The sequence below is a fragment of the Bartonella sp. EBT8 genome (assembly GCF_055796165.1).
Genome location: NZ_JBTTDJ010000001.1, coordinates 281,642 through 304,430 on the forward strand (window position 1 = coordinate 281,642; position 22,789 = coordinate 304,430).

Sequence of the window (22,789 nt, forward strand, 5' to 3'; positions counted from 1 at the left end):
ATTAAGCAGCATCTCTGTTAGAAAGCGATATCTGAGAATCTGTTGGAGATGGATTGGAAGGATGAACAGTCGCAGGATGCTTCATCATCAACCGTAAAAGCCGTGCAATGGTCGCTTTCATTTCTAAACGTGATACAACCATATCAATCATACCATGTTCGAGTAGGTATTCACTGCTTTGAAAACCTTCAGGCAAAGTTTCACGTATGGTTTGTTGAATCACACGTGGCCCTGCAAAACCAATCATAGCACCGGGTTCAGCAATGTGAATATCGCCAAGCATAGCGTAAGAAGCCGTAACACCACCGGTAGTAGGATTGGTAAGAACCACAATATAGGGAAGTTTTGCTTCTTTCAGCATTTCAATTGCTACGGTTGTGCGGGGCATTTGCATGAGTGAGAGTGTTCCTTCTTGCATACGTGCACCACCAGAAGCGGCAAAAAGAACCAAGGGACATTTTTCGGCAATGGCAGTCTCAAAAGCTTTGATAATAGCTTCTCCTGAAGCCATACCAAGGGATCCACCCATAAAGGCAAAGTCCTGAACAGTAGCTATAATAGGTAAGCCTTCAATCGTGCCGCGTCCACTTAAAATATTGTCATCAACTCCAAGTTTAGAACGATAATCTTTTAACCGATCAATATAGCGCTTTTCATCGCGAAACTTTAAAGGATCTGTTATAACTTTTGGATTTTCCAAAGGCGTATAAACACCATCATCAAAAAAATGCATAAGACGGTCTTTGGCACTGATACGCATGTGATAACCAGAGCTAGGAATTACATATTGATTTACCTCGAGATCTTTATGGAAGACCATCTCACCACTCGTGGGATCTTTAATCCATAGATTATCTGGAATTTCACGGCGTCCCAATATAGAATTAATTTTAGGACGAACATAATTTGTAATCCAGTTCATCTTTATCGCCTCTCTTTAAATATTATAAACTTTTTGTACCATTTTAAAGAATATAGGATTTAAATGATTAAACTCGCTTTGCATCTCAATAAACGAATTTTTTAAATACTTTTACAAGTATACGCATCGTTCTTTCTTGATTGCCTTTTAATTTTTTTCCAATGTCTCAGCAATCACTAGCATTAAGAGTATTCCTTACAATAAATCTCTTAGCAGTTTTAATAACTTGCATTCTCCGTTCTCTTGCTTCGAGAGCAAAATCTCCTCCCTGTTTTGGTTAACTCCTCATTTATTTAATCATAACATCAATAGTTTTTAAGCAGAGAAACATTGCATTATAAAATATCAATAAGATTATAACAGTTCATAAAAACAATGGACACAATAGTATTTTAACGAGCTACCAGCATCAGAGCAAGATTTTTTTAAAAAGGCTCTTTTGATGAGAGGAGTGAAGACGGACATTTAAAAGAAAAATTTCCTTTTAAGCTCTCCTTTATTCAAGGATTTTTGTAGATTTTAAGTGAATGAGGATCATTATTTTTGTGTAGCATGTTCATTGGTTTTTTGGGAAAGCATCTTGTGGAGATGTGTCATAAAAGCGGCTGCGAAAAGTGGTGTTGCTAAATTAAGAATAGGAATCGAAACAAAAAGTGCGATCAATAACCCTGCGCCAAAAACCGTTAGGTAATGAGCGTGTAAGAAAGCATGTGCTTCTTGCTCAGATCGAAAGCGGTAGGCTGCAAACACAAAATATTCACGGCCAAGCAAGAAGCCATTAATAACATAAAAGGCAATCAAATTAATCCCTGGAACGAAAAAGAGAAGAAAAGCGATTCCATTGCCGAAAAGACTTAAGAGGACAAATTTCAAGGAAAGAATCAAAGAACGTCCAAAAGGCAGGGCATGTCCAATAGGCTCGTTTGGATAATCTTCTTTTTCGATAATTTCAGCAGCAGAATCAATGAAAAAACCACCAACCATAGCGGTGATTGGAGCAATCAAAAAAGCCATTAGCAAAGCTAAACCAAGGTTAAAAATGATAAGAATGCCCAAACCTAACCATCCCGCCCAACTAGGTAATCCTGGGAAAAAATGAGAAACCCAAGGCCAAAAGTAGGATACAAAAAGCTGGTGCACACCTAACCATACAATGACAAGTACAGCAAAGGTAATACCCAATGCTTTTAAGATCATAATGCGGTATTGCGGGGTCAAAAGACGTTGTAAAGCGCGATAAGCGGAAGTAAAAATCATAATAACTAAGTAAATTAAAAAAAGTGAAAACAAAAAAGAGGATGGCGAGAGCTTTATATACACTTGATTTTATAGATTGTATAATTTTGTTAATGAAAGGTACAGAGCTAACAGCTGTTATTTTTTATACATTACAGAAAAGTCCCCTTGTGATTTTTCTGTAATTCTCAGAACTGAACAGCGAGAGTGAATGGTAAAAAATGCCAAAACTGATCATTTTGCAAATAATCTAAAACACTTCAAAATTTTCATTTCTTTCAAAGTGGTAGAAGCTCACTGTTTGTATAAAGGTGATCATTGAATGAATAAAATCATATTTACAAATAGCTTTACATGATTTTGTGAATACATCTCAATTTCTGTTTTGCATTTTTTTAAGCATTTACTTATTTTCTCTCTAAAGAACTTTTATATTCATTTGTAACAAAGAGTTCTTTGCTCATGAATGAGCAGGGCTATGAGATTCGAAGAATGCTATAATAACCTTTGCTAGTTTTTGTGCTACTTGGTGTTTACTCATGTGCGGCCACTGTTCGACAGTGTCTTTGCTAACAAGACAAACTTGATTTGTATCAGAGCCCATGACGCTTGTGCCGTCCGTATGAAGAGAAACATCATTGGCAAGAATAAAATTTGCACCTTTTTCGATACATTTTTTTTGCGCATTTGCAATGATGTCAGAGGTTTCGGCAGCGAATCCAATTATCAGAGGGGGGCGGTTTGGAGCATGACCAATTGTTGCTAAAATATCAGGATTTTCAACCATCTGTAAGGATAGTGGTGTTTTCTGAGCATCCTTTTTTATCTTGTGCAAAGAGTGTGTTTGGCTGCGCCAATCGCAAACAGCAGCGACAAAAATGGCACCATCGGCAGGGAGTACCGCTTGAACGGCTTGTAACATTTGACATGCTGTCTCAACATGAAGGGTTTTCACCCTTTGTGGGGCGGCAAGATTAACCGGTCCACAAATAAGTGTCACTTTGGCACCCAAATGTGCAAGAGTTGTTGCAATGGCGTGCCCTTGTTTGCCAGATGAGCGATTAGCGAGATAACGCACAGGATCAATTGGTTCATGGGTAGGACCAGAAGTAACAATAAAATGGCGACCAACAAGAGGTTTTTCTTGCACACCTAAAAGAGCTTCTGCTGCAGCTACAATAGTGAGAGGTTCACTCATGCGTCCACAACCTGTTTCATCGCGCTCAGCCATTTTGCCAATTTCTGGTCCTACTATATGAACGCCATCTATGCGTAATTTTGCAACATTACGAACAGTTGCTGGATGGCTCCACATCGCTGGATTCATAGCTGGTGCAATTAAGAGTGGACAGCGTGCAGCTAAAAGCACACAATCAGCCAAATCATCTCCTATGCCATTGGCTATTTTTGCAATGCGGTTAGCAGTGGCAGGAGCTAAAATAATAAGGTCAGCATCGCGTGCCAAGCGGATATGCCCAATATCATGCTCTTCTTCTCGTGAAAATAAATCGCAATACACACTACGACCGCTTAGAGCTTCAGCTGCTAAAGGTGTAATAAATTTTTGTGCTGCTTTTGTCATGATAATGTTTAAGTGCGCGCCACGTTCTTGCAAACGGCGAATGAGGTCAAGAGTTTTATAGGCTGCAATACTACCACCAATAATAAGGAGCAGTGATTTTGATTGCAATGATTGCGTTTCAATGACAGTTGCTTGAGAGGGAGAGATAGATTGAGCGATAGGATTGTTTAAAATGCGGCGGACTTCTTCTTCCATAGAAATGCCATTTTTGGCGGCACGTATACGTAAAGCTTCTTTGATTTCAGGAGAGAGGTTGCGAATAGTAAGACTAGCCATAAAATATCTCCAAGAAATAAATTGATTGCAATGATTGCATACTTTATATTTTTTAGCATATTGAGTGGATTAAAAAAAACGAAAAATGTAAAAAGTTAAACAAACGCAGCAAAGAGCAATAATGAACAAACTATAACGTCCAAAACGGTTGGTACGACTTTGTTCAACAGCAAGTTGCTTAAGAGTGTCCGGTGAAAGATTAAATCCGGTTTTTACTATTTGGTTAAGATCTTCTTCCATACGCTGGAAATTTTGTATCAATTGCGGTGTTTTGCGTGCCAGAGAAAGGAGTGCTTGTGCTCCTTCACTGAAGTCTTTTGCAATTCCAACAGGACCTAAATTTTTTCCAATCCATTCTCTGACAACCGGTTCAGAGGCTTTCCACATATTAAAATGAGGGTCTAATGTACGCGCAACACCTTCCACGACAACCATCGTTTTTTGTAGCAATAAAAGTTCAGGACGTGTTTGCATGTCAAAGAGTTCAGTAACTTCAAATAACAGGGTGAGCAATTTAGCCATAGAAATGCTTTGTGCTGATTGTCCATGAATTGGTTCACCAATAGCACGATTTGCTTGAGCAAAGCTCTCCATATTATGGTGTGGAGGTACATATCCTGCTTCAAAATGAGCGCGTGCTACCCGGTGGTAATCGCGGGTAATAAAGCCGTAAAGAATTTCAGCAAGGAAATGCTTTTCTTTTTTGCCTAGCCGTCCTGTAATTCCTAAATCAACAGCAACAATACATCCGTTTTGGTCTACAAATAAATTACCAGGGTGCATATCTGCGTGAAAAAAACCATCACGCAAAGTATGACGAAGGAAAGATTGAATAAGCGTAATTGCAAGCACTTTCAAATCAAAACCAGCTTCTTTGAGAGCAGAAATTTCAGATATTCTGATACCATCGATCCATTCCATTGTTAAAACATTGCGTCCTGTTCGCTCCCAATCGATTTGTGGAACCCGAAAGCCTGTATCATGTTGAATATTTTCAGCCATTTCTGATATGGCAGCTGCTTCTAACCGTAAATCCATTTCAATACGTGTCGTTTGTGCCAAGGTGTCAACCACACAGACAGGGCGAAGCCGTCGAGAAGCTGGTATATAACGTTCTTGTAAATGAGCAACGAGATAAAAACTTCTAAGATCTCTAGCAAAACGCGTTCTAATATTAGGGCGGATGACTTTAACAGCACATTTTCTTCTATGACCAGTTTCATCATCGTATTCAGCTGAATGAACTTGGGCAATAGAAGCAGCAGCAATGGGTGGATAAAAGTTTACAAAGAGATCATTAATAGACCGACCAAGTGAACTTTCAATTTGCGCAATAGCAGCAGCGCAAGAAAATGTTTGCACCCGATCTTGTAATTGTGCCAAATCTTCTGCAATATCATGTCCAACAATATCGGGTCTGGTAGCGAGAAATTGACCAAGTTTTATGTAAGAAGGGCCAAGCTTATTGATAGCATAGGAGAGATTTTCAGATCTTCGCTTTTTTTTTGTTTTTCGTCGCGCTACAACACCGGCTATACGATGACATAATGCTGGAAATCCTTTAAGATCATCGTGAGGCAGAGCACTCAAAACACCTTCACGTGCTAAAACCCATCCTGCGCGCATCAATCGAAAGTAAGTAGAAATTTGCACCATTTTTAAATTTTCCAACCTGAATGCAACGCTGCGATTGCACCTGTAAGATTGCGGTACGATATGCGTGAAAAACCTGCTTGGTTGATCATATGGGCAAAATCATCTTGTTTAGGAAATTTACGAATAGATTCAACCAAATAACGATAAGCATCACCATCATTTGCAATGATTTGACCAAGTTTAGGGATAGCATGGAATGACCAAAGGTCATAAAATTTGTCAAGCCAAGGCATTTCGACATTAGAAAATTCTAAACATAAGAAACGCCCACCCGGTTTTAAAACACGAAAAGCTTCTCTAAGGGCTGTATCAATATGAGGTACATTGCGGATTCCAAAGGCAATAGTGTAAGCATCAAAGCTTTGATCTTCAAAGGGAAGGTCTTCAGCATTGGCTTCAACAAAATCAATCAGAGGAGCGAGACCATTTTTTTGTGCACGCTTTTTACCGACACTGAGCATTGAGCCATTAATATCAAGGACTGTAGCATGCGCTTTTTGGCGTGAAGCATTAAGGATGCGGAAAGCGATATCACCAGTCCCTCCAGCCACATCAAGAACCTTCCAACTGGAAAGTGCTGGTGGAGAAAGCCATGCTACCATAGAATTTTTCCACACACGGTGTAATCCTAATGATAAGATATCATTCATCTTATCATAATTTTCAGCGACGGAGTGGAAGACACCATCAACCATGGATTGTTTTTGCTCTTCATCAACTTTTTTAAAGCCAAAAGAGTTTTCCATACCACCTTTGGCACCTACACGTTCTGTTTCAGCTGTCATATGCATGACCTTCCTTAGTTTTTTTAATCGTAGATGAAGCGTAGAAGGAATGTTCAAATACGAAAACAACGTATAAAACCATGATGTTTATACAGCTAGAAACAAAAGAGTACCTTTAGATATCAAGATTGGCAACGCTTAAGGCATTCTCTTGAATAAAAATTCGTCTAGGTTCAACTTCATCACCCATTAAACGAGAAAAGAGTGAATCTGCATCGGTTGCGTCATTAATTTTAACTTGTAAAAGAGAACGCGCCTCAGGATCAAGAGTTGTTTCCCAAAGCTGCTCAGCGTTCATTTCACCGAGACCTTTATAACGTTGGAGAGTGATACCTTTTTTACCGTTTGTAAAAATACTCTCCAATAAACTCATAGGTCCCAAAATTCGTTCTGATTTATCTTTGCGATGTAGGCGTGGAGGAGGGCTATATATTTCTACGAAACTTTTAGAAACACGATCGATTTGACGTGCATCAGCTGAATTGATAAGTCCAGCATCCAAAATAACAATATCTTTAACGCCGCGTAAAATACGTTCAAAGCATAAACTTCCATCTGGTTTGTATTGACCACTCCAACCACGTTCCGTATCATCAGCGATTAAATCAAGGCGGTTTGCAACTTTATCTGCTATTTTTTGTGCTTTTTCTGCTGTTACAAAGGTTTCAAGATTAAAAGCCCCAACAATTGCTGCTTGCTCAACAATTGTGCGGTCATAACGCGTATGAAGACCATTTAAAAGTTGGCGTAACAGACGAGCATCTTCAGCGAGTTGGCGCAAATCAGCCCCCGCACGCATTTCACCTGTTGACAATTCTAAAGTTGCTTCTTCCAATCCAGTATTGATTAAAAATTCTTCGAATGCTGCCTCATTTTTGATATATTGCGAAGATTTTCCCCGTGATACTTTATAGAGGGGCGGTTGAGCGATATAGAGGTGCCCACGTTCAATCAATTCAGGCATTTGTCTAAAAAAGAAGGTCAGCAGAAGTGTGCGGATATGCGCCCCATCGACATCTGCATCTGTCATAATGATGATTTTATGATAACGCAATTTATCTGGTGAAAATTCATCTTTACCAATGGAAGTTCCAAGAGCGGTGATGAGAGTCCCAATCATATCTGATGAGAGCATTCGGTCGAAACGCGCTCGTTCAACATTGAGGATTTTACCGCGTAGGGGCAAAATTGCTTGATTTTGACGGGAACGTCCACTTTTTGCTGAACCGCCAGCAGAATCTCCTTCAACGATAAAAATTTCCGATTTTGCTGGATCCCGTTCTTGGCAATCAGCAAGTTTTCCGGGTAGAGAAGTGATATCAAGAGCCCCTTTTCGTCTTGTGAGTTCACGTGCTTTACGTGCTGCTTCACGCGCTGTTGCAGCTTCTACCACTTTACTAATGAGTAACTTTGCTTCATTAGGATGCTCTTCTAACCATGCTGAAAGACCTTCATTTACCAAATTTTCAACAATGGGGCGCACTTCAGAAGAAACTAATTTGTCCTTTGTTTGTGAAGAAAATTTTGGATCAGGAACCTTGACAGAAAGGATAGCTGTGAGTCCTTCACGGCAATCATCACCAGTTAAGTTAACTTTTTCTTTTTTTGCAATACCTGAAGACTCGGCATAACCATTAATTTGACGCGTTAAAGCACTGCGAAAACCTATTAAGTGGGTTCCACCATCACGCTGAGGAATATTATTTGTAAAACATAACACCTTCTCATGATAAGAATCATTCCACCATAAGGCAACATCGACACTCATCCCATCCTTTTCACTTGCAATGTAAATAGGATTATCAAGGAGTGGTTTTTTTGTTTGGTCAATATATTTAACAAATTCAATTAATCCGCCTTCATAATGCAATTCAACGGATTTAATATCAGCGTGACGTTCATCAACAAGAAGAATATAGACGCCAGAATTTAAAAAAGCCAGTTCGCGCAAACGACGTTCCAAAGTTTCAAAATCAAACTCAACCATTGTAAAGGTCTCGGAGCTTGGTAAAAACCTGATTTCTGTTCCACTTTCTGCATCACAATCGCCAACAACACTTAATGGAGAATCAGCAACGCCGTGAGTAAATGACATTTGATGAATTTTACCATTGCGTTTGATTTGCATTTTGAGCCAAACAGATAGCGCATTAACGACAGAGACACCAACACCGTGTAACCCACCTGAAACTTTATAAGAATTTTGATCAAATTTCCCGCCAGCATGAAGCTGTGTCATAATAACTTCAGCTGCTGAAACACCCTCTGTTGGATGGATATCTGTAGGAATTCCACGTCCATTATCGCGAACAGAGCAAGAACCATCAGCATGGAGAGTGACGTTTACAAGAGTAGCATGACCGGCTAAAGCTTCGTCAATAGCATTATCCACGACCTCATAGACCATATGGTGCAAGCCTGAACCATCATCTGTATCACCAATATACATGCCAGGACGTTTGCGTACAGCATCAAGACCTTTGAGAACTTTGATGGAAGAGGCATCATAGTCACCACTCTGTATTGGTGAAGTTGTTTCATCACTCATAAGTTAATCCATTTCTATGTTCAATTTGCAATTTTTCGAAGTCTAACGTTCTATCCAGTTATTTATGGAATAACCATATCAGATATTTACCGTATATCAGATTGATATTCAACATCTGTCGGTTTTTAAGGAAAGAATGATTCTTGCGCACGCAAATATTTTTGTACTTTTGCCTTTTATGTTAGATGCAAAAAACACGTAAAATTGGTCTCATGAAGTTTATATCCCTAAGATATTAATATTTTGAAGGGGGGGCGATAGTGATTTTGATTTTTCGATTATATCTAGAAATGAGATATTATTCCTTTTTAATGATAAGGAGTAAAGCGCAATTTTGCTATTTTTATAAGTGTTCCTTGTATAACATACGACAAATAATTCTATAGAGCTAAACTATTTTTTATTTACCTGATGGAATGTTTAAAAACTAATGATGCGTTCTTCCATCACACTTTTGGGGCATGTGAAGAATTTTTATGAAATTGTCTAGTAAGGTTCAAGGTGTGTACATTTTATCGCTTATAGAAGAAAAATTAGAATGCGTTTGTGTAGGAAATTTTATAAAAACCTTTATTTTCAATAGTTTTTGGAGAATAGCAGCAATTTTAATCTATAAAGTGACAGATATTTCAGTGAAGTGCGTTAGATATTATAGCTAAGAAGAGAAAAATTGTATTGTAACTTTGAAAATAGGGGGAGAAAAATTTTGCAAATAAAAAAACTTATAAATGGATTCAATATTCTTATTGGAATTTTATTGGTAACATGGCGATTTTTATTTTCTTCTTTCGTAGAAGCTGAAACAACTGCAGTACTTCCCTCTTTTTTGGGTTCGCATGAACATGTACTACAGTCTGATACGACAGATATAACTCGTTTGCGTTTTGTAACAACATTTGATTTTCCTCCTTTTAACTTTCTTGACAAAACAGGGCACTTGGTAGGCTATAATATCGATTTATTACGTGCCATTTGCTCAAAATTAAATTTAGAAAAAGTCTGTGAGGTAGAAGTTGTTCCTTGGGAGGAGCTTGTAGATCATGTCAAAGATGGTGGTGCAGAAATCATTATTGCTGGTTTAAAAGAAACCATTAAAACGCATCAAGATCTTGTTTTTACACGGTCTTATTTACGTTTTCCAGCTCGATTTGTTGCATCTCAATTTATTGCGTCTCAACTTGTAAATTTCGATGAACCAATAAGCGATAAACTCATCCATTTAAACAGTGGATTGTTATCGAAAAGTGCTCACGAAAAGCTGTTCCATAGTTATTTTCCTGAAGCTAAATGGCAAGAATTTAAAGACAGGGGGGAGCTTTATAAAGCACTCCAAGATCATAAGATTGATCTTATTTTTGATGATGGATTTGCTTTATCATTATGGCTAAATGATTCCAAATCTTTTAATTGCTGCCATTTTATTGGAGGAGCGTATATGGCTCCACAATTATTGGGGCAAGGAATGCAGCTTGCTGTTGCAAAAAAGAATGAAAAATTAATTAATATACTCAATTATGCTCTAAAATCTCTAGAAAGTGATGGTAAACTTACAGAGCTTTATTTGCGTTATTTTCCGGTGAGTTTTTATTGATGAATATTGATTTTAGGTAAGAGCTGTTAATCTTTCAGTGCCCATTCGATAGGAAATAGCTTCTGCAAGGTGATGGCGTGAGAGAAGGTTGGCTTCTTCGAGGTCAGCGATAGTGCGTGCAACTTTGAGAATTCGATGGTAGGCTCGTGCAGAAAGGTGCATTTTCTCACTCACATCTCGTAAAAGTTTAGCAGCATTTTTGTCAGGAATGGCAATTTGTTCGATAATTTTAGCAGGACAATCCCCGTTGGTGCGAATATGGTCAAGGCCCAATGTTTTAAACCGTTTAGCTTGAATGATACGACATTGTGCGACACGTTTTGCAACATCACAACTTTTTTCTGATTGTTCTGGTTGCATAAGATCCATAGCTGTTAGGGCAGGGACATCAATCCGTAAATCAATTCGATCGAGCAGAGGACCAGAAATACGGGATTGATAATCAATTTGGCAGCGTATTCCTTTTGCACAAACATGGCCTTTTTCTCCTGCCATACCACATCGACAAGGATTCATAGCAGCGATGAGTTGGATGCGGGCAGGATAGCTGATATGGTGATTAGCACGGGCGATAACGCATTCTCCACTCTCTAGAGGTTGACGAAGGGAATCGAGCACTTGTGGAGAAAATTCAGGCAATTCATCGAGAAATAAAATGCCATTATGTGCAAGTGAAACTTCTCCAGGTCGCCCTTTAAGACCACCACCGATCATTGCTGCCATGGAAGCAGAATGGTGCGGGGCACGAAAAGGACAGTGGAGTGAAATGGTATTATGGACTGTTTCTCCTGTGATAGAAGCAATCAGAGAAACATCTAAAAGTTCACGGCTATCAAGAGGCGGTAAAATAGAGGGTAAACGTTGGGCTAACATAGATTTTCCTGCACCAGGAGGGCCTACAAACAAAAGGTTATGCCGTCCAGCAGCGCAAACTTCTAATGCACGTTTGGCAGTTTTTTGTCCTTTAATTTCGCAAAGATCTGGAAGCTCGGTTTGAATTGTATACTGGCGTGGTTGTGGACGTTTTTGAATTTGGGTTCCTTTAAAATGATTGACCATGGTAAGAAGAGACTCGGGGGCGAGAATATTCATTTCTTCATTTGCCCATGCTGCTTCAGGTCCACATGCATGGGGGCAAATGAGCCCTTTATCAAGGGATAAAGCTGTCATTGCAGCTGGTAAAACACCGTTGACAGCTGTGATAGAACCATCCAACGATAATTCTCCTAAGATAACGTAGTCTTGGGCAACTTCGGGAGGAAGAATTCCCATAGTAAGCATTAAGCCTACAGCAATTGGCAAATCATAGTGTGATCCTTCTTTAGGCAAATCAGCTGGTGCAAGATTAATAGTAACGCGTTTATTGGGCAGTGAAAGCCCGCAAGCATGAAGGGATGCTTGTACACGTTCACGACTTTCTGCAATTGCCTTATCGGCTAATCCAACAATAGCCATTCCTATTTTACCAGGAGAAATCATAACCTGTACATCGACAGGTACCGCTTCTAGACCGCGAAAAGCAACAGTTGTAACATGCGCGATCATCAATTTATTTCCCCCTTTAGCTTAGAAGAGACAAACATATCTGTTCATAAAAATCAAGAAGTCTCTCTATGGTTTTTGGGAGTGGGAGATCTATATACGTGTGCAAGCTTTTTAGTGTAATTGGGAAGAATGATTTGCACAAATTTAACCATGATTATATGCGGTTAAATAAAACATTTATAATGAGTTAAATGAATATGATAGGAAAAAGGAGCGAGGCTGTTTATGTTACACAGCAATGCTGGATTTTTTTAATATTAGGGGAAGAGCATGTTATACTTCACAAGAAAAGAATGTGAATTAAGTGTATGGAATATCTAGGGTAAGGTATATTTATCTTTCTTGTTCGATGTTATTTATAGTATAAAGTGATGTAAAGTGTATTGAAGGTATCTGATTTGATGGTATACCAGATGGGCGATTTTTTTAAATCAGGGACCATACGCCATGTATTGATAGTTCTATGCTTCATTTGTGTTTTTCCACAACCACTTGCAGCGTTTGAGTTATTTGGTATCCCTCTTTTTGGTCAAAAGAAAGCAAATTCCTCTTCAAATAATAACAACGGTACAGAGAAATTTTATAAAGTTGATGTCGTTGCACCATTGGGTGCGCCATCAGAAGGTATTAAAATAGTTAAAGCTGTCTCTTCTCTTATTGCTGATCAAGATAAAGCGTTTAGTTCTTCTGGTTTGTTAGCGAAAGCTCGTTCAGATTATCGGGCAATTCTCTCTGCTCTTTATGCTGATGGACGTTACGGTGGTATTATTAGTATTCAGATTAATGGATTAGAAGTTGCTGATTTGAGTCCGGTAACTCAACTTCCAGCAAAATCTAATATTGTTATTACCATTAATGCTGGTCCCCAATATGTTTTTGGTGTTGCTGGTATCGATAAAGTTGCTCCATTCGTAAAATATAAGACCAATAGAATGCCTACAATTGAAGAATTGGGTTATAAGATTGGAACTATTGCCAAATCTGAAACCATTTTGAAAGCAGAACGATGGGCGGTTGAAGGGTGGCGTAGACAAGGTTATGCTAAAGCTCAAGTTATGAAGAGTGAGGTAGTTGCTGATCATGCTACACGTTTCATTGATGCGCAGATTACCGTTGATCCTGGACAACAAGCTTATTATGGCCCTTTAAGGGTGCGTAATGTTAGTAAGAAGCCAAGTGTAGATTCAGCCTATATCGCATGGATGACGGGATTGAAGGCGGGACAAAAATACGACTCTGATGCATTGGCCAAGGCAAGTGAAAGACTTGCACGACTTAATATCTTTCGTGCAGTGAATATACGTGAAGCTGATACAATAAACCCTGATGGGAGTTTACCGCTTATGCTCGTTCTAGAAGAGCGTAAACCACGTCGTTTTGGTGTAGGTGGTAGCTATTCAACATTAGATGGTGCAGGTTTTGAAGCTTATTGGATGCATAACAATCTTTTGGGCCATGCAGAACATTTTAAAATTGAAACGAAAATAAGCGGTATTGGCAGCAAAAAAGAAAAATCGTATAATCTAAAGAATTTTGATTATCTTCTCGGCGGTATATTTATAAAGCCTGGTATATTCACTCCTGATACAGACTTTAGGACAGAACTAAAAATACAGCAGGAAGTTCTAGATAATTATACGACAAAAGCCATCAGGGGAAAGTTGGGCATAACGCATATCTTTAATGGCAATCTATCGGGACAAGTTGCTATGGAAGTTTCCAATGGTTCTTCACGTGATATCTATTTTGGGAGTCGTAATTTTACAACAATTGGGTTACCAAGTAGTCTCGTTTACGATAGTCGTAATAATAAGTTTAATGCAACAAAAGGTTTGTATGGTGAAGTGTTTATTAAACCTTTTTATGAAATGCGTTCTCACAACTTTATAACAAAAATGACTTTAGAAGGTCGTTCTTACTGGCCGCTAGATGAAAAAGAACATTTTGTTTTTGCAGCGCGAGCAAAGCTTGGTACAATTTTTGGGAGCGATACAGCACAAATACCTTCAGATACACTCTTTTTTGCTGGTGGTGGTGGATCTGTTCGTGGTTATGCTTATCGCAATATTGGTATTAAAACAGAGAATGATGTTGTTGTTGGTGGGCGAGCGCTTATTGAGGGTACAACAGAATTACGTTTTTCTTTAAATGATAAAATAGGGCTTGTCAGTTTTCTCGATGGAGGATTGGTAGGGGAAAAGGCGCGATTTGATTTTTCTCAAAAAATTAAATGGGGAGCCGGTATTGGAGGACGCTATATGACAGGTCTTGGACCTTTGCGCGTTGACTTGGCTTTTCCTCTTAAGAGAGAGAAAGGCGATCCTCGCATCGGTTTTTATGTGGGAATAGGACAAGCATTTTAATGAAAAAAACTATACGTTTATCGGCTTTCTTATCTGGATTTTTGTTTTTTTTGGTGAGTGTTTTTGTTTTTGCACAAAGAGGCAATTCATCTTCTAGAGAAATGACTGTGGATGATCGTTCATGGTTTATCTCTTTGATTGAACGCGGACTTTCAGCCCCTAATCGCCAAGTTCGGTTATATAATGTACAAGGAGCACTGTCTTCTCAGACATCAATTGAGACTATTACCGTGAGTGATAAAAAAGGTGTATGGCTTAAAATTACCAATGCTAAAATGGATTGGAATCGTTTAGCTTTGCTGAGGGGGCGCATGAATATTAACCAACTTTCGTTGGAAAAGGTTACAATTTTACGTAAACCACAAGACAATTTTTCTTTTATATCTTTGCTTAAAGCTAGGAAGTTTTCTTTACCAAAATTGCCACTTGCCATTTCTATCGATACGTTTACCGCACAACATGTGATGCTTGACCAGGAACTTTTGGGTTTTTTTGCTGATGGTTCCTTAAAAGGAAATCTAACTTTAGAAAATGGTGTTTTTAATGCTGATTTAGCGGCTCATCGTTTAGATGCACCAGGATCTTTTTCTGTTTTAACAAAGATATCCAAGAGCGACCGTACTGCTGAAATTGATATTTCGGTTGATGAACCGCAAAATGGTATTTTTGCGAATGTTTTTAAAATTGAAAAGCGTCCAGCATTAAATTTTACCATTAAAGGTAATGGTACTTTTGATGATTTGGCTATCAAACTTTCTTTAGAAGTGGATCACCATCCTATTTTAGATGGCGATGTTATTCTTGCAAGTGTTGCAGAAGGACACAGTCTTTCTGCTAAAATCGTAGGTACACTTAGCTCTTTAATGCCTCCTCAATATCGCAGCCTCTTTGAATCTGATGTCACGTTGAAAGCAGAGGCAAGAATGACAGAAAGAGGCGTGATGCACCTTGATCATATGATGATTGAGGGTAAAGCACTGAATGTTGCGGCCAATGCAGAAGTAACAGCAGATGGATTTTTGCGGCAGCTTTTTGTTGATGGCAAAATGGCTCTTGATAAGGAAAATAGAGCGACGCGTCTAACAACAACAGAAGGTCCAATGCATATTGATAATCTTGCTTTAAATATTGACTATGGCCGCGAAGGGCAACAATCATGGAATGGTCAGCTTGTATTAAATCATTTGCGCAATAAAAATATTCATATTCACGATGCAATTTTTGTTATGGGAGGGGTGAGCGAGAATCTTGATAATCCAGCCTCTCGTCACGTAGGTGTTCAGATTAAGGGAACGCTTCGAGGAATTGAAAATAGTAATGGTGCGTTGATAGACGGTCTAGGACAAACAGTTGATGTCCATCTAGATACAGATATTGTTTCTAGAAACCCTGTTTTGATACATGATTTTAGTGTTACTGGTCAGGGGTTTTCTGCTTGGTTAAAAGGGAAAATAGATCGTTTTATTTTTAAAGGCGATCTTGGTTTAAAAGCTCAAACACTCGCTCCTTTTAGTTTGTTAGCGAAACAATCACTCTCTGGGAGTGCAGATATTAAAGCCAAGGGAACTATTGACTTGATTGACAGCGTTTTTGATTTCGAATTATCAGGGATAACCGATAATATGCAAATAGATAAAGAACCTTTCAATCGTTTATTTAAAGGAAAATATACTCTTTCAGGCGGTGTTGCTCACAACAAGACGGGTTTAATTTTGCGTCATTTGGATTTGAAAAGCCAATATGCAAATATAAAGGCAGATGGTACTTTTTCAAGTGAGAGCGCTAAGATGGATTTGTATGCTCAAATATTTGATCTCTCCAGATTAGATCCGAGAGTAAAGGGTGCGCTCACGGTCCATAGTACCGCAAGAGGGCGCGATAATCTTATAAAATTTAGCACGCAGGCTCATATTGCTGAAGCGTTTTTAATGGGGAAGAAACTTCAAAATACAACATTTACGATGCAAACACTTATGGATAATACATTACCGGTACCTTCTTTGACGAGTTCGGTAAAGGGTGAAGGAACTTTTGCTAAAAAACCGTTGTATTTATCTGCTTCTTTTAAGGATTCTAATCACATTCGAAAACTTGAAAATATCGATATTAAAGGGGGAAGCGCAAAGATAACGGGTGATCTTTCTCAAACGGAAGGTCTGGTGAAAGGAGCTATGCATATTGATGCTGATGATATTTCAGATCTTGCTGCGTTATTTTTGCAGGAAGGTAGCGGAAAGGTAAAAGGAGATTTTATTTTTGATGAACAAAATGGCAAACAAAAAGCCAATCTAAAGGCACATATTAGCCGTTTAAGCTTTGCAAAGAATAAAATTAAAAAATTAGAAATCAAAGCAGATATCTTTGATCCTTTTGGTATGACACAGCTTGAGGGTTTTATCAATGCGGAGCATATCCAAACCCCTATAATGATGGTTAATCGTTTAAATGGCCAAGCCAATAGAAATAATGGCCAAACAGCTTTTACTGTTCAAGCGATGTTACAGAATAATACGAATGCACAGTTTTCTGGACATCTGATGATGACAGAACTTCCAGAAGGTATAAAACGAGAAGTACAGATTGAAACTATAGATGTTAAGCAATCCAATTTTCATCTGACATTACCTAAATCAGCTACGGTTGTTTTTGATAAAGATGGAATGACGGTCAATGAATTAGGAGTTGCGATTAATGGCGGTAGAATTACACTTGCAGGAAATGTTCAAGATACTCTTAATCTAAAGCTTACAATGAATACGCTTCCTGTTGCTTTGGTTAATCTATGGAAATCTGATCTTGGAGCAGTTGGTACTGTAACAGGGCAAGTTATGATTCGAGGCCATTTAAAAAAACCTGATATAGCCTACGATATAAAAGGTGAAGGACTGACAACCATTGCTCTTCAAGATAAGAAAATAATGCCTTTTGTGCTCTCTGCTACAGGTAAAGCCGTAGATAAAAATCTCACTTTGAATGCAAATTTAACAGGGGAGGGAGTACAAGCACAAGCTGAGGGAAGTGTATCTCTAGATAAAAACACACTTGATCTCCATGTTAATTTGCAAGATTTTCCTGCACGTTTAGTTAATAGTTTTATTGAGAGGCAAGCACTTGAAGGAACGATTGTTGGCAAGGTCGATATTGGCGGGACAATGAAGGATCCATCTGCTGATTTTGAGCTTTCCAGTCAAAGCTTGACCGCTATGACACATAAAGGACCGCTGTTGATCAATATGAATGCTCGTGGTTCTTATAAAAAATCGATTTTTCATCTTGAGAAAGTGCTAGCCGCTGGAGATAAAGGATTAGATCTTTCTATCAATGGACCTCTTTCTCTCAATGATTCAGAAACAAAATTGAACGTTAAGGGAACAATACCTCTTGCTTTTATTGATTTATTGTTAGCTAAGCGTGGTGCACATATAACGGGTATAGCAAGCATTGATACAATTATAAAGGGAACATTATCACAGCCACAATTGATGGGAAATTTTTCTATAGCCAATGGTAATTTTTTTGATTCAAAAACAAATTTAGGATTGAACAATGTAACAATTGAAGGCAAACTAAATGGTGACCATATTCTTATAGAGAAAGCGTTGGCTTTTTCGTCCGAGGGAGGAAATCTATCCGCTTCAGGCCGTATTTCTAATGGCCTACAACCAGATTTGGTGTTTCACCTCAATCATGCCAATTATAATGATGGTTCTATGATTCTTGCAACATTGTCAGGAAAAATGACAATGACGGGTCATTTTTTGGATAACCTTGTTATTGGTGGTGATATCGTAGTTGAAAAAGCTGAAGTTTTGGTTCCTGATCATTTTCAAAACGCGAAATTTCTTGATATTAAAAATAAGAATTTAACAAAATCAATTAAAAAAACACTTGAACGTGCTGAAGTTAAAAGCTCTAGTCAAAGCCGTGGCGTCTCTCAAGAATCTTCCTCTGTTGTGCTATCAAATATGCAAATTAGTGCGCAAAATCAATTTTTTGTACGTGGACGAGGGTTAGACACAGAACTGGGAGGACGCATCAACATAGCAGGTCCATTGAATGATGTTCATCCTGTTGGGGAATTTCAGATGATTCGTGGGCGTTTTGATATTCTTTCCCAGCGTCTTAATTTCGAACAGGGACAAGCGAGTTTCAGTGGTAATCTTAATCCTACCGTTTATTTTGTGGCAAACAAGGAGAGTGGTGATATTCGCGTCACTGTTACGGTAAGTGGAACAATTGATGACATTGATGTTCATTTTTCTTCACAACCTAATTTGCCGCAAGATGAGGTTTTAGCGCGTTTAATTTTTAATCGCTCTTTGAGCGAATTATCACCGTTTCAGATTGCACAGCTTGCAGCTGCGGCGGCTGATCTTGCTGGTGCTTCTAATACCTCCTTATTGAACACTCTACGGTCTAAAATTGGTCTTGATGATCTTGATGTTGTCGTTGATGAGAAAGGCAAGACAGGCTTACGCGTTGGTCGCTATATACACAACAACATTTATTTAGGCTTTGAAGCTGGATCTGATGGAATGACAAAAGGAACAATCAATTTAGATATTTCCCGTCACCTCAAAGCTAAAGGTGCTATAGGAAATGAAAAGAATTCTAGTGTTGGCTTATTTTATGAAAAAGACTATTAGAGAGTGAAGCTCTGAAGTCCAATTACTCAGTTTTTATACTTTATTCTCTAAGTCATAGGAAACCTGAGGAGTAAACCAAAAATTCCATAAAAGAAAAAGCTTTTTATCGAATTATAAGAAAACACGTTTGAGGTATTTTATTTTTTTAACACGTTTTCTAAGGAGAAATCATCTCTCACGGAGACGCAGCATGTCATTGTATTATTGATTTGTGTATTTTTTACATTTACTAGTTGTTTTAATCTCATCTCATGATGTTACTTATGCATGAAGAGGAGAATGCAAAATCTATTGGGCACCACTATTTATTTTCACGCTTATAAAATATAAGCTAACACCATTATTTTATTTGTTAGCCTCCAACGTTACAACTGCTTCTACATTGAGAAAAGTCATGAGAGTCATATTCATTTTTTTCCTAAACGTTTTTTATCTGCTTTTTGATTCTCTTGTAACTTACAAGCAAATCGATTTTTTTGATTTTGAATGCAAGAATTTGCAATGAGAGGATCTTACGGTCTTGGTGTTCTCATTCAAGAAAAAAAGGATCTATTATAAATCACAATATGTTTTCTTATTTAAGCGATAAGGCATCATAGGTAGTTCTATAGCTCTTTTCTTATTTTAACATTTCTTCTCATGCTAAGCTTATCTCATAACTTGCACTATAATCTATAACGAACGATAAAGGGATGAATGCCGAAAAAAGGTGTTGATCATCACAGTTTCATGACTATAATTATTAGCAAGTTCTTTTCTTGATGTGAGCCTCCTTTTCGAAAATTAGTTAGAATGTTTATGGGGTATTGGCTTTCGCTCTTTTAGATAAAAGAAAACCTAATCATTGAACCTTTATTTTAAAATGAGATGAATTCTTTTAACAAAGCGGTAGACAAGATTTTTATTTTTCACGTGAATCCTAAAAACTTTTTAAACAAATCCTAAACTTTTACAAGTTGCTCCTATTAATGCGATACTTTTCCAGAATAACCTTCTCGCTCTTTATGAGGGAATGTGATCCGCGCTCCATTTTTTATATCATCTTATTGCGATGTATAGACATCTAGGATGTTTGCTTTTCGAATTGGATGTGATGAAGTTTTTTGTAAAAACCATTTTCCTTTTCCAGTAATTCTTTTTGGGTACCTTGTTCAACGAGTTTTCCATTTTGTATGACAGCGATTTTATCGGCGCGAGTGATCGTTGAAAGGCGATGAGCGATGATGATGGTCGTGCGCCCTTTGGTGAGATGATGAAGGGCTTCATTAATTTGAGCTTCAGTCTGTGAGTCTAAAGCGCTTGTTGCTTCATCAAAAATCAGAATTTCACCATCATGAAGCATTGCTCTAGCGATAGCGAGTCGTTGTTTTTGTCCCCCTGAAAGATTACAACCATTATCGCCTATCTGCGTATCGTAACCATTAGGGAGCTCCATAATAAAGTCATGAGCATTTGCTGTTTTTGCTGCTGTAATAATATCATCATCACTCGCTCCTTCTTTTCCAAGCCCAATATTATATTTAACGCTTCCTTGAAAGAGGAAAGTATCCTGCCCCACATAAGATATTAGGTTTCGAAGAGAACGGAAAGTCGTATAACGGATGTCTTGATCGTTGATCAATATACGTCCCTGTGTGGGATCATAAAGACGCATAATTAAATTAATAAGAGTTGATTTTCCTGTTCCGGAAGGTCCTACTAATGCGGTCATTTTCCTAGGTTCTATTTCTAGATTGATGTTTTTCAACACCGTTTTGTTCTCTGTATATGCAAAAGAAACATTTTCAAAACGGATGCCCCCTTGTTTTTTATCCAGATCTTTAGCTTCTTTATGTTCTACAATCGTGAGAGGATGATCGAGTAATTCGTACATTGTACGGATATTAACCAAGCCACCTTCGATTTTGACACGTATATTTGCCAATCTTTTTGCTGGTTCGTAAGCAAGAAGCAGAGCGACAATAAAGGACATGAATTCACCTTGAACACCTGCTCGTTGGGTGGCAAGATAGCCAGAAAAGCAAATAATACCCGCAATAGCAACACCAGCAAGTGTTTCCATAATCGGATTTGTAATAGCTTGAAGCGTTGCAATAGTGTTTGCTTGTTTTTCAACATTACAAATGGCTTTTTCCATCCGTTTTTTCATGAGTTCTTCTAATGAGAAAGCCTTGATAACTCGAATACCAATAGAACTTTCTTGCACAAATTTGATAATTTCACCAATTGAAATGAGTTCTTTTTCCACAAGGCTACGAACATGTTTTAAAGCCATGCGGACTCCTAAAAAAGCTAGTGGTCCCACTATTAAAGTAATGGCGATCAAAATAAAATTTTGAATCAACATGACAAGTAACAGGCCAATAACCGAAAGCAAATCACGTACAAAAGTTGTGATAATTATATCAGTGATATTACGTATAGCTATCGCGTTATGGGTTACGTGGACAAGAAGAGTAGATGAAGTGTTCTTGTGATAAAAAGAGATTCCCTGTTCCATAAGGCGTGCGTAAATTTTGCGCCGCTGTTCAGCAACGATGCTGTTACCTGCTTTACTCAAAAAGTAAGTTTGGGAAAAAGTCGCCACTCCTTTGACAATAAAAATGAAAGCAATGATACTAGAAATCAAAACAATCATACTAAAATTTTGCGCATCAATAATGGAGTTGACAACGTCACGCATAATCCATGCGCTAGCTGCAGTTGTAAAGGCAATAATGATCATAGAAAAAATAGCTGCGCTATACCAACGCGCATGCTTATGGAAATTTTCTCGCAAAAGACGAATAATAAGATGTTTATCAGAAGTAGAAATCTTTTTTTTGATCATGAAGCGCTTCTATATTTTATTGTTATTTTATGCAAGATTGAAGCACTCTTATTAAAGATATTTAATCTTTAATATAAAAACTAGTCTGTTAAATAAAAATTTTAACACATATTAGACACTCATTTAAAAGCATCACCACACTGCTCTGCGATGCTTTTAAATCATATCCGATGCATTCAACTTTAGATGATTTTCATTCTAGACATAATTCCAATGAAAATTATTTAGCAGCTATTACCATCATCATTTGACGTCCTTCGAGTTTTGGCTCAGATTCGATTTTGGCAATTTCACTTGTATCTTCTTTAACACGTTGAAGAAGCTTTAATCCAAGATCTTGGTGCGCCATTTCACGACCACGAAAACGCAAAGTAATCTTCACTTTATCGCCATTACCAATAAAGCGATGAATAGCTTTAAGTTTTACGACATAATCATGAACATCAACATTTGGGCGCATCTTAATCTCTTTGATTTCGATAACTTTTTGTTTTTTACGTGTTTCAGCCGCTTTTTTTTGGGTCTGATATTTCAATTTGCCCAAATCAATAATTTTACACACGGGCGGTTCCGCATTTGGTACGATTTCAACTAAATCAAGCCCTGCTTCTGCAGCCATAGCAAGTGCTTCTTGTATTGTAACGATTCCCTGGTGTTGTCCTTCATCATTGATAAGTTGGACGCGAGGCACCCTAATATCCTGATTTGAACGCGGCCCATCTTTCTGGGTAGGTGTCATTTTAAATGGTCTACGAATGGTTTATGCTCCTTAATTTTGATTTATCTACAACGTAATTTAATATACAATT

At 38.0% G+C, this 22,789-nt stretch carries 12 protein-coding genes; 3 read left to right on the forward strand and 9 right to left on the reverse strand.

From position 1 onward, the window contains the following. Position 1: 1 nt before the first annotated feature. From accD to gyrB, 6 genes are all read right to left on the reverse strand, one after another. Entirely contained in the window at positions 2–922 is a 921-nt protein-coding gene (accD, locus tag AC0QT4_RS01320) for an acetyl-CoA carboxylase, carboxyltransferase subunit beta (RefSeq protein ID WP_473199908.1), read from the reverse strand. 537 nt (positions 923–1,459) lie between these two features. Continuing rightward, a complete protein-coding gene (locus AC0QT4_RS01325) occupies positions 1,460–2,179 on the reverse strand; it encodes a sulfate transporter family protein (RefSeq protein WP_473199909.1) in 720 nt (239 codons plus the stop codon). 439 nt (positions 2,180–2,618) lie between these two features. Continuing rightward, positions 2,619–4,016, reverse strand: coding sequence for a bifunctional phosphopantothenoylcysteine decarboxylase/phosphopantothenate--cysteine ligase CoaBC (gene coaBC / locus AC0QT4_RS01330; protein ID WP_473199910.1), 1,398 nt, complete (start codon positions 4,014–4,016; stop codon positions 2,619–2,621). Positions 4,017–4,085: 69 nt separating this feature from the next. Beyond that, a complete protein-coding gene (gene ubiB / locus AC0QT4_RS01335) occupies positions 4,086–5,672 on the reverse strand; it encodes a 2-polyprenylphenol 6-hydroxylase (RefSeq protein ID WP_473199911.1) in 1,587 nt (528 codons plus the stop codon). 2 nt (positions 5,673–5,674) lie between these two features. Then, on the reverse strand, positions 5,675–6,457 hold the full coding sequence (ubiE, locus tag AC0QT4_RS01340) for a bifunctional demethylmenaquinone methyltransferase/2-methoxy-6-polyprenyl-1,4-benzoquinol methylase UbiE (protein WP_473199912.1): 783 nt from the start codon (positions 6,455–6,457) through the stop codon (positions 5,675–5,677). Positions 6,458–6,572: 115 nt separating this feature from the next. Further along, positions 6,573–9,005 (reverse strand): DNA topoisomerase (ATP-hydrolyzing) subunit B, encoded by a 2,433-nt coding sequence (gene gyrB / locus AC0QT4_RS01345; protein ID WP_473199913.1) that lies wholly within the window; start codon positions 9,003–9,005, stop codon positions 6,573–6,575. A 706-nt stretch (positions 9,006–9,711) separates the two neighbouring features. On the opposite strand from gyrB, the gene AC0QT4_RS01350 reads away from it, so the two are divergent. Further along, on the forward strand, positions 9,712–10,596 hold the full coding sequence (locus AC0QT4_RS01350; RefSeq protein WP_473199914.1) for a transporter substrate-binding domain-containing protein: 885 nt from the start codon (positions 9,712–9,714) through the stop codon (positions 10,594–10,596). Between the two features lie 12 nt (positions 10,597–10,608). Here AC0QT4_RS01350 and AC0QT4_RS01355 read toward each other — a convergent pair whose 3' ends face one another. Continuing rightward, on the reverse strand, positions 10,609–12,141 hold the full coding sequence (locus AC0QT4_RS01355; RefSeq protein WP_473200025.1) for a YifB family Mg chelatase-like AAA ATPase: 1,533 nt from the start codon (positions 12,139–12,141) through the stop codon (positions 10,609–10,611). A 401-nt stretch (positions 12,142–12,542) separates the two neighbouring features. Between AC0QT4_RS01355 and AC0QT4_RS01360 the strand changes: the two genes are divergently transcribed. Next, positions 12,543–14,504: an autotransporter assembly complex protein TamA gene (locus AC0QT4_RS01360; protein WP_473199915.1), complete on the forward strand. Its 1,962-nt coding sequence runs from the start codon at positions 12,543–12,545 to the stop codon at positions 14,502–14,504. Continuing rightward, positions 14,504–19,150, forward strand: a complete 4,647-nt coding sequence (locus tag AC0QT4_RS01365; protein ID WP_473199916.1) for a translocation/assembly module TamB domain-containing protein — start codon at positions 14,504–14,506, stop codon at positions 19,148–19,150. The genes AC0QT4_RS01360 and AC0QT4_RS01365 overlap by 1 nt, the downstream gene beginning before the upstream one ends. Positions 19,151–20,213: 1,063 nt before the next feature. On the opposite strand, the gene AC0QT4_RS01370 is transcribed toward AC0QT4_RS01365, so the two are convergent. Both AC0QT4_RS01370 and infC read right to left on the reverse strand, forming a co-directional pair. Then, entirely contained in the window at positions 20,214–21,980 is a 1,767-nt protein-coding gene (locus tag AC0QT4_RS01370) for an ABC transporter ATP-binding protein (RefSeq protein ID WP_473199917.1), read from the reverse strand. A 220-nt stretch (positions 21,981–22,200) separates the two neighbouring features. After that, positions 22,201–22,719: a translation initiation factor IF-3 gene (gene infC, locus AC0QT4_RS01375; RefSeq protein ID WP_473199918.1), complete on the reverse strand. Its 519-nt coding sequence runs from the start codon at positions 22,717–22,719 to the stop codon at positions 22,201–22,203. Between the last annotated feature and the right edge of the window lie 70 nt (positions 22,720–22,789).

What these genes read in the sequence shown, in the direction of transcription:
- accD (WP_473199908.1), bottom strand. Translation starts at nt 922, where the DNA reads ATGAACTGGATTACAAATTATGTTCGTCCTAAAATTAATTCTATATTG.
- AC0QT4_RS01325 (WP_473199909.1), bottom strand. Translation starts at nt 2,179, where the DNA reads ATGATTTTTACTTCCGCTTATCGCGCTTTACAACGTCTTTTGACCCCG.
- coaBC (WP_473199910.1), bottom strand. Translation starts at nt 4,016, where the DNA reads ATGGCTAGTCTTACTATTCGCAACCTCTCTCCTGAAATCAAAGAAGCT.
- ubiB (WP_473199911.1), bottom strand. Translation starts at nt 5,672, where the DNA reads ATGGTGCAAATTTCTACTTACTTTCGATTGATGCGCGCAGGATGGGTT.
- ubiE (WP_473199912.1), bottom strand. Translation starts at nt 6,457, where the DNA reads ATGACAGCTGAAACAGAACGTGTAGGTGCCAAAGGTGGTATGGAAAAC.
- gyrB (WP_473199913.1), bottom strand. Translation starts at nt 9,005, where the DNA reads ATGAGTGATGAAACAACTTCACCAATACAGAGTGGTGACTATGATGCC.
- AC0QT4_RS01355 (WP_473200025.1), bottom strand. Translation starts at nt 12,141, where the DNA reads ATGATCGCGCATGTTACAACTGTTGCTTTTCGCGGTCTAGAAGCGGTA.
- AC0QT4_RS01360 (WP_473199915.1), top strand. Translation starts at nt 12,543, where the DNA reads ATGGTATACCAGATGGGCGATTTTTTTAAATCAGGGACCATACGCCAT.
- AC0QT4_RS01365 (WP_473199916.1), top strand. Translation starts at nt 14,504, where the DNA reads ATGAAAAAAACTATACGTTTATCGGCTTTCTTATCTGGATTTTTGTTT.
- AC0QT4_RS01370 (WP_473199917.1), bottom strand. Translation starts at nt 21,980, where the DNA reads ATGATCAAAAAAAAGATTTCTACTTCTGATAAACATCTTATTATTCGT.
- infC (WP_473199918.1), bottom strand. Translation starts at nt 22,719, where the DNA reads ATGACACCTACCCAGAAAGATGGGCCGCGTTCAAATCAGGATATTAGG.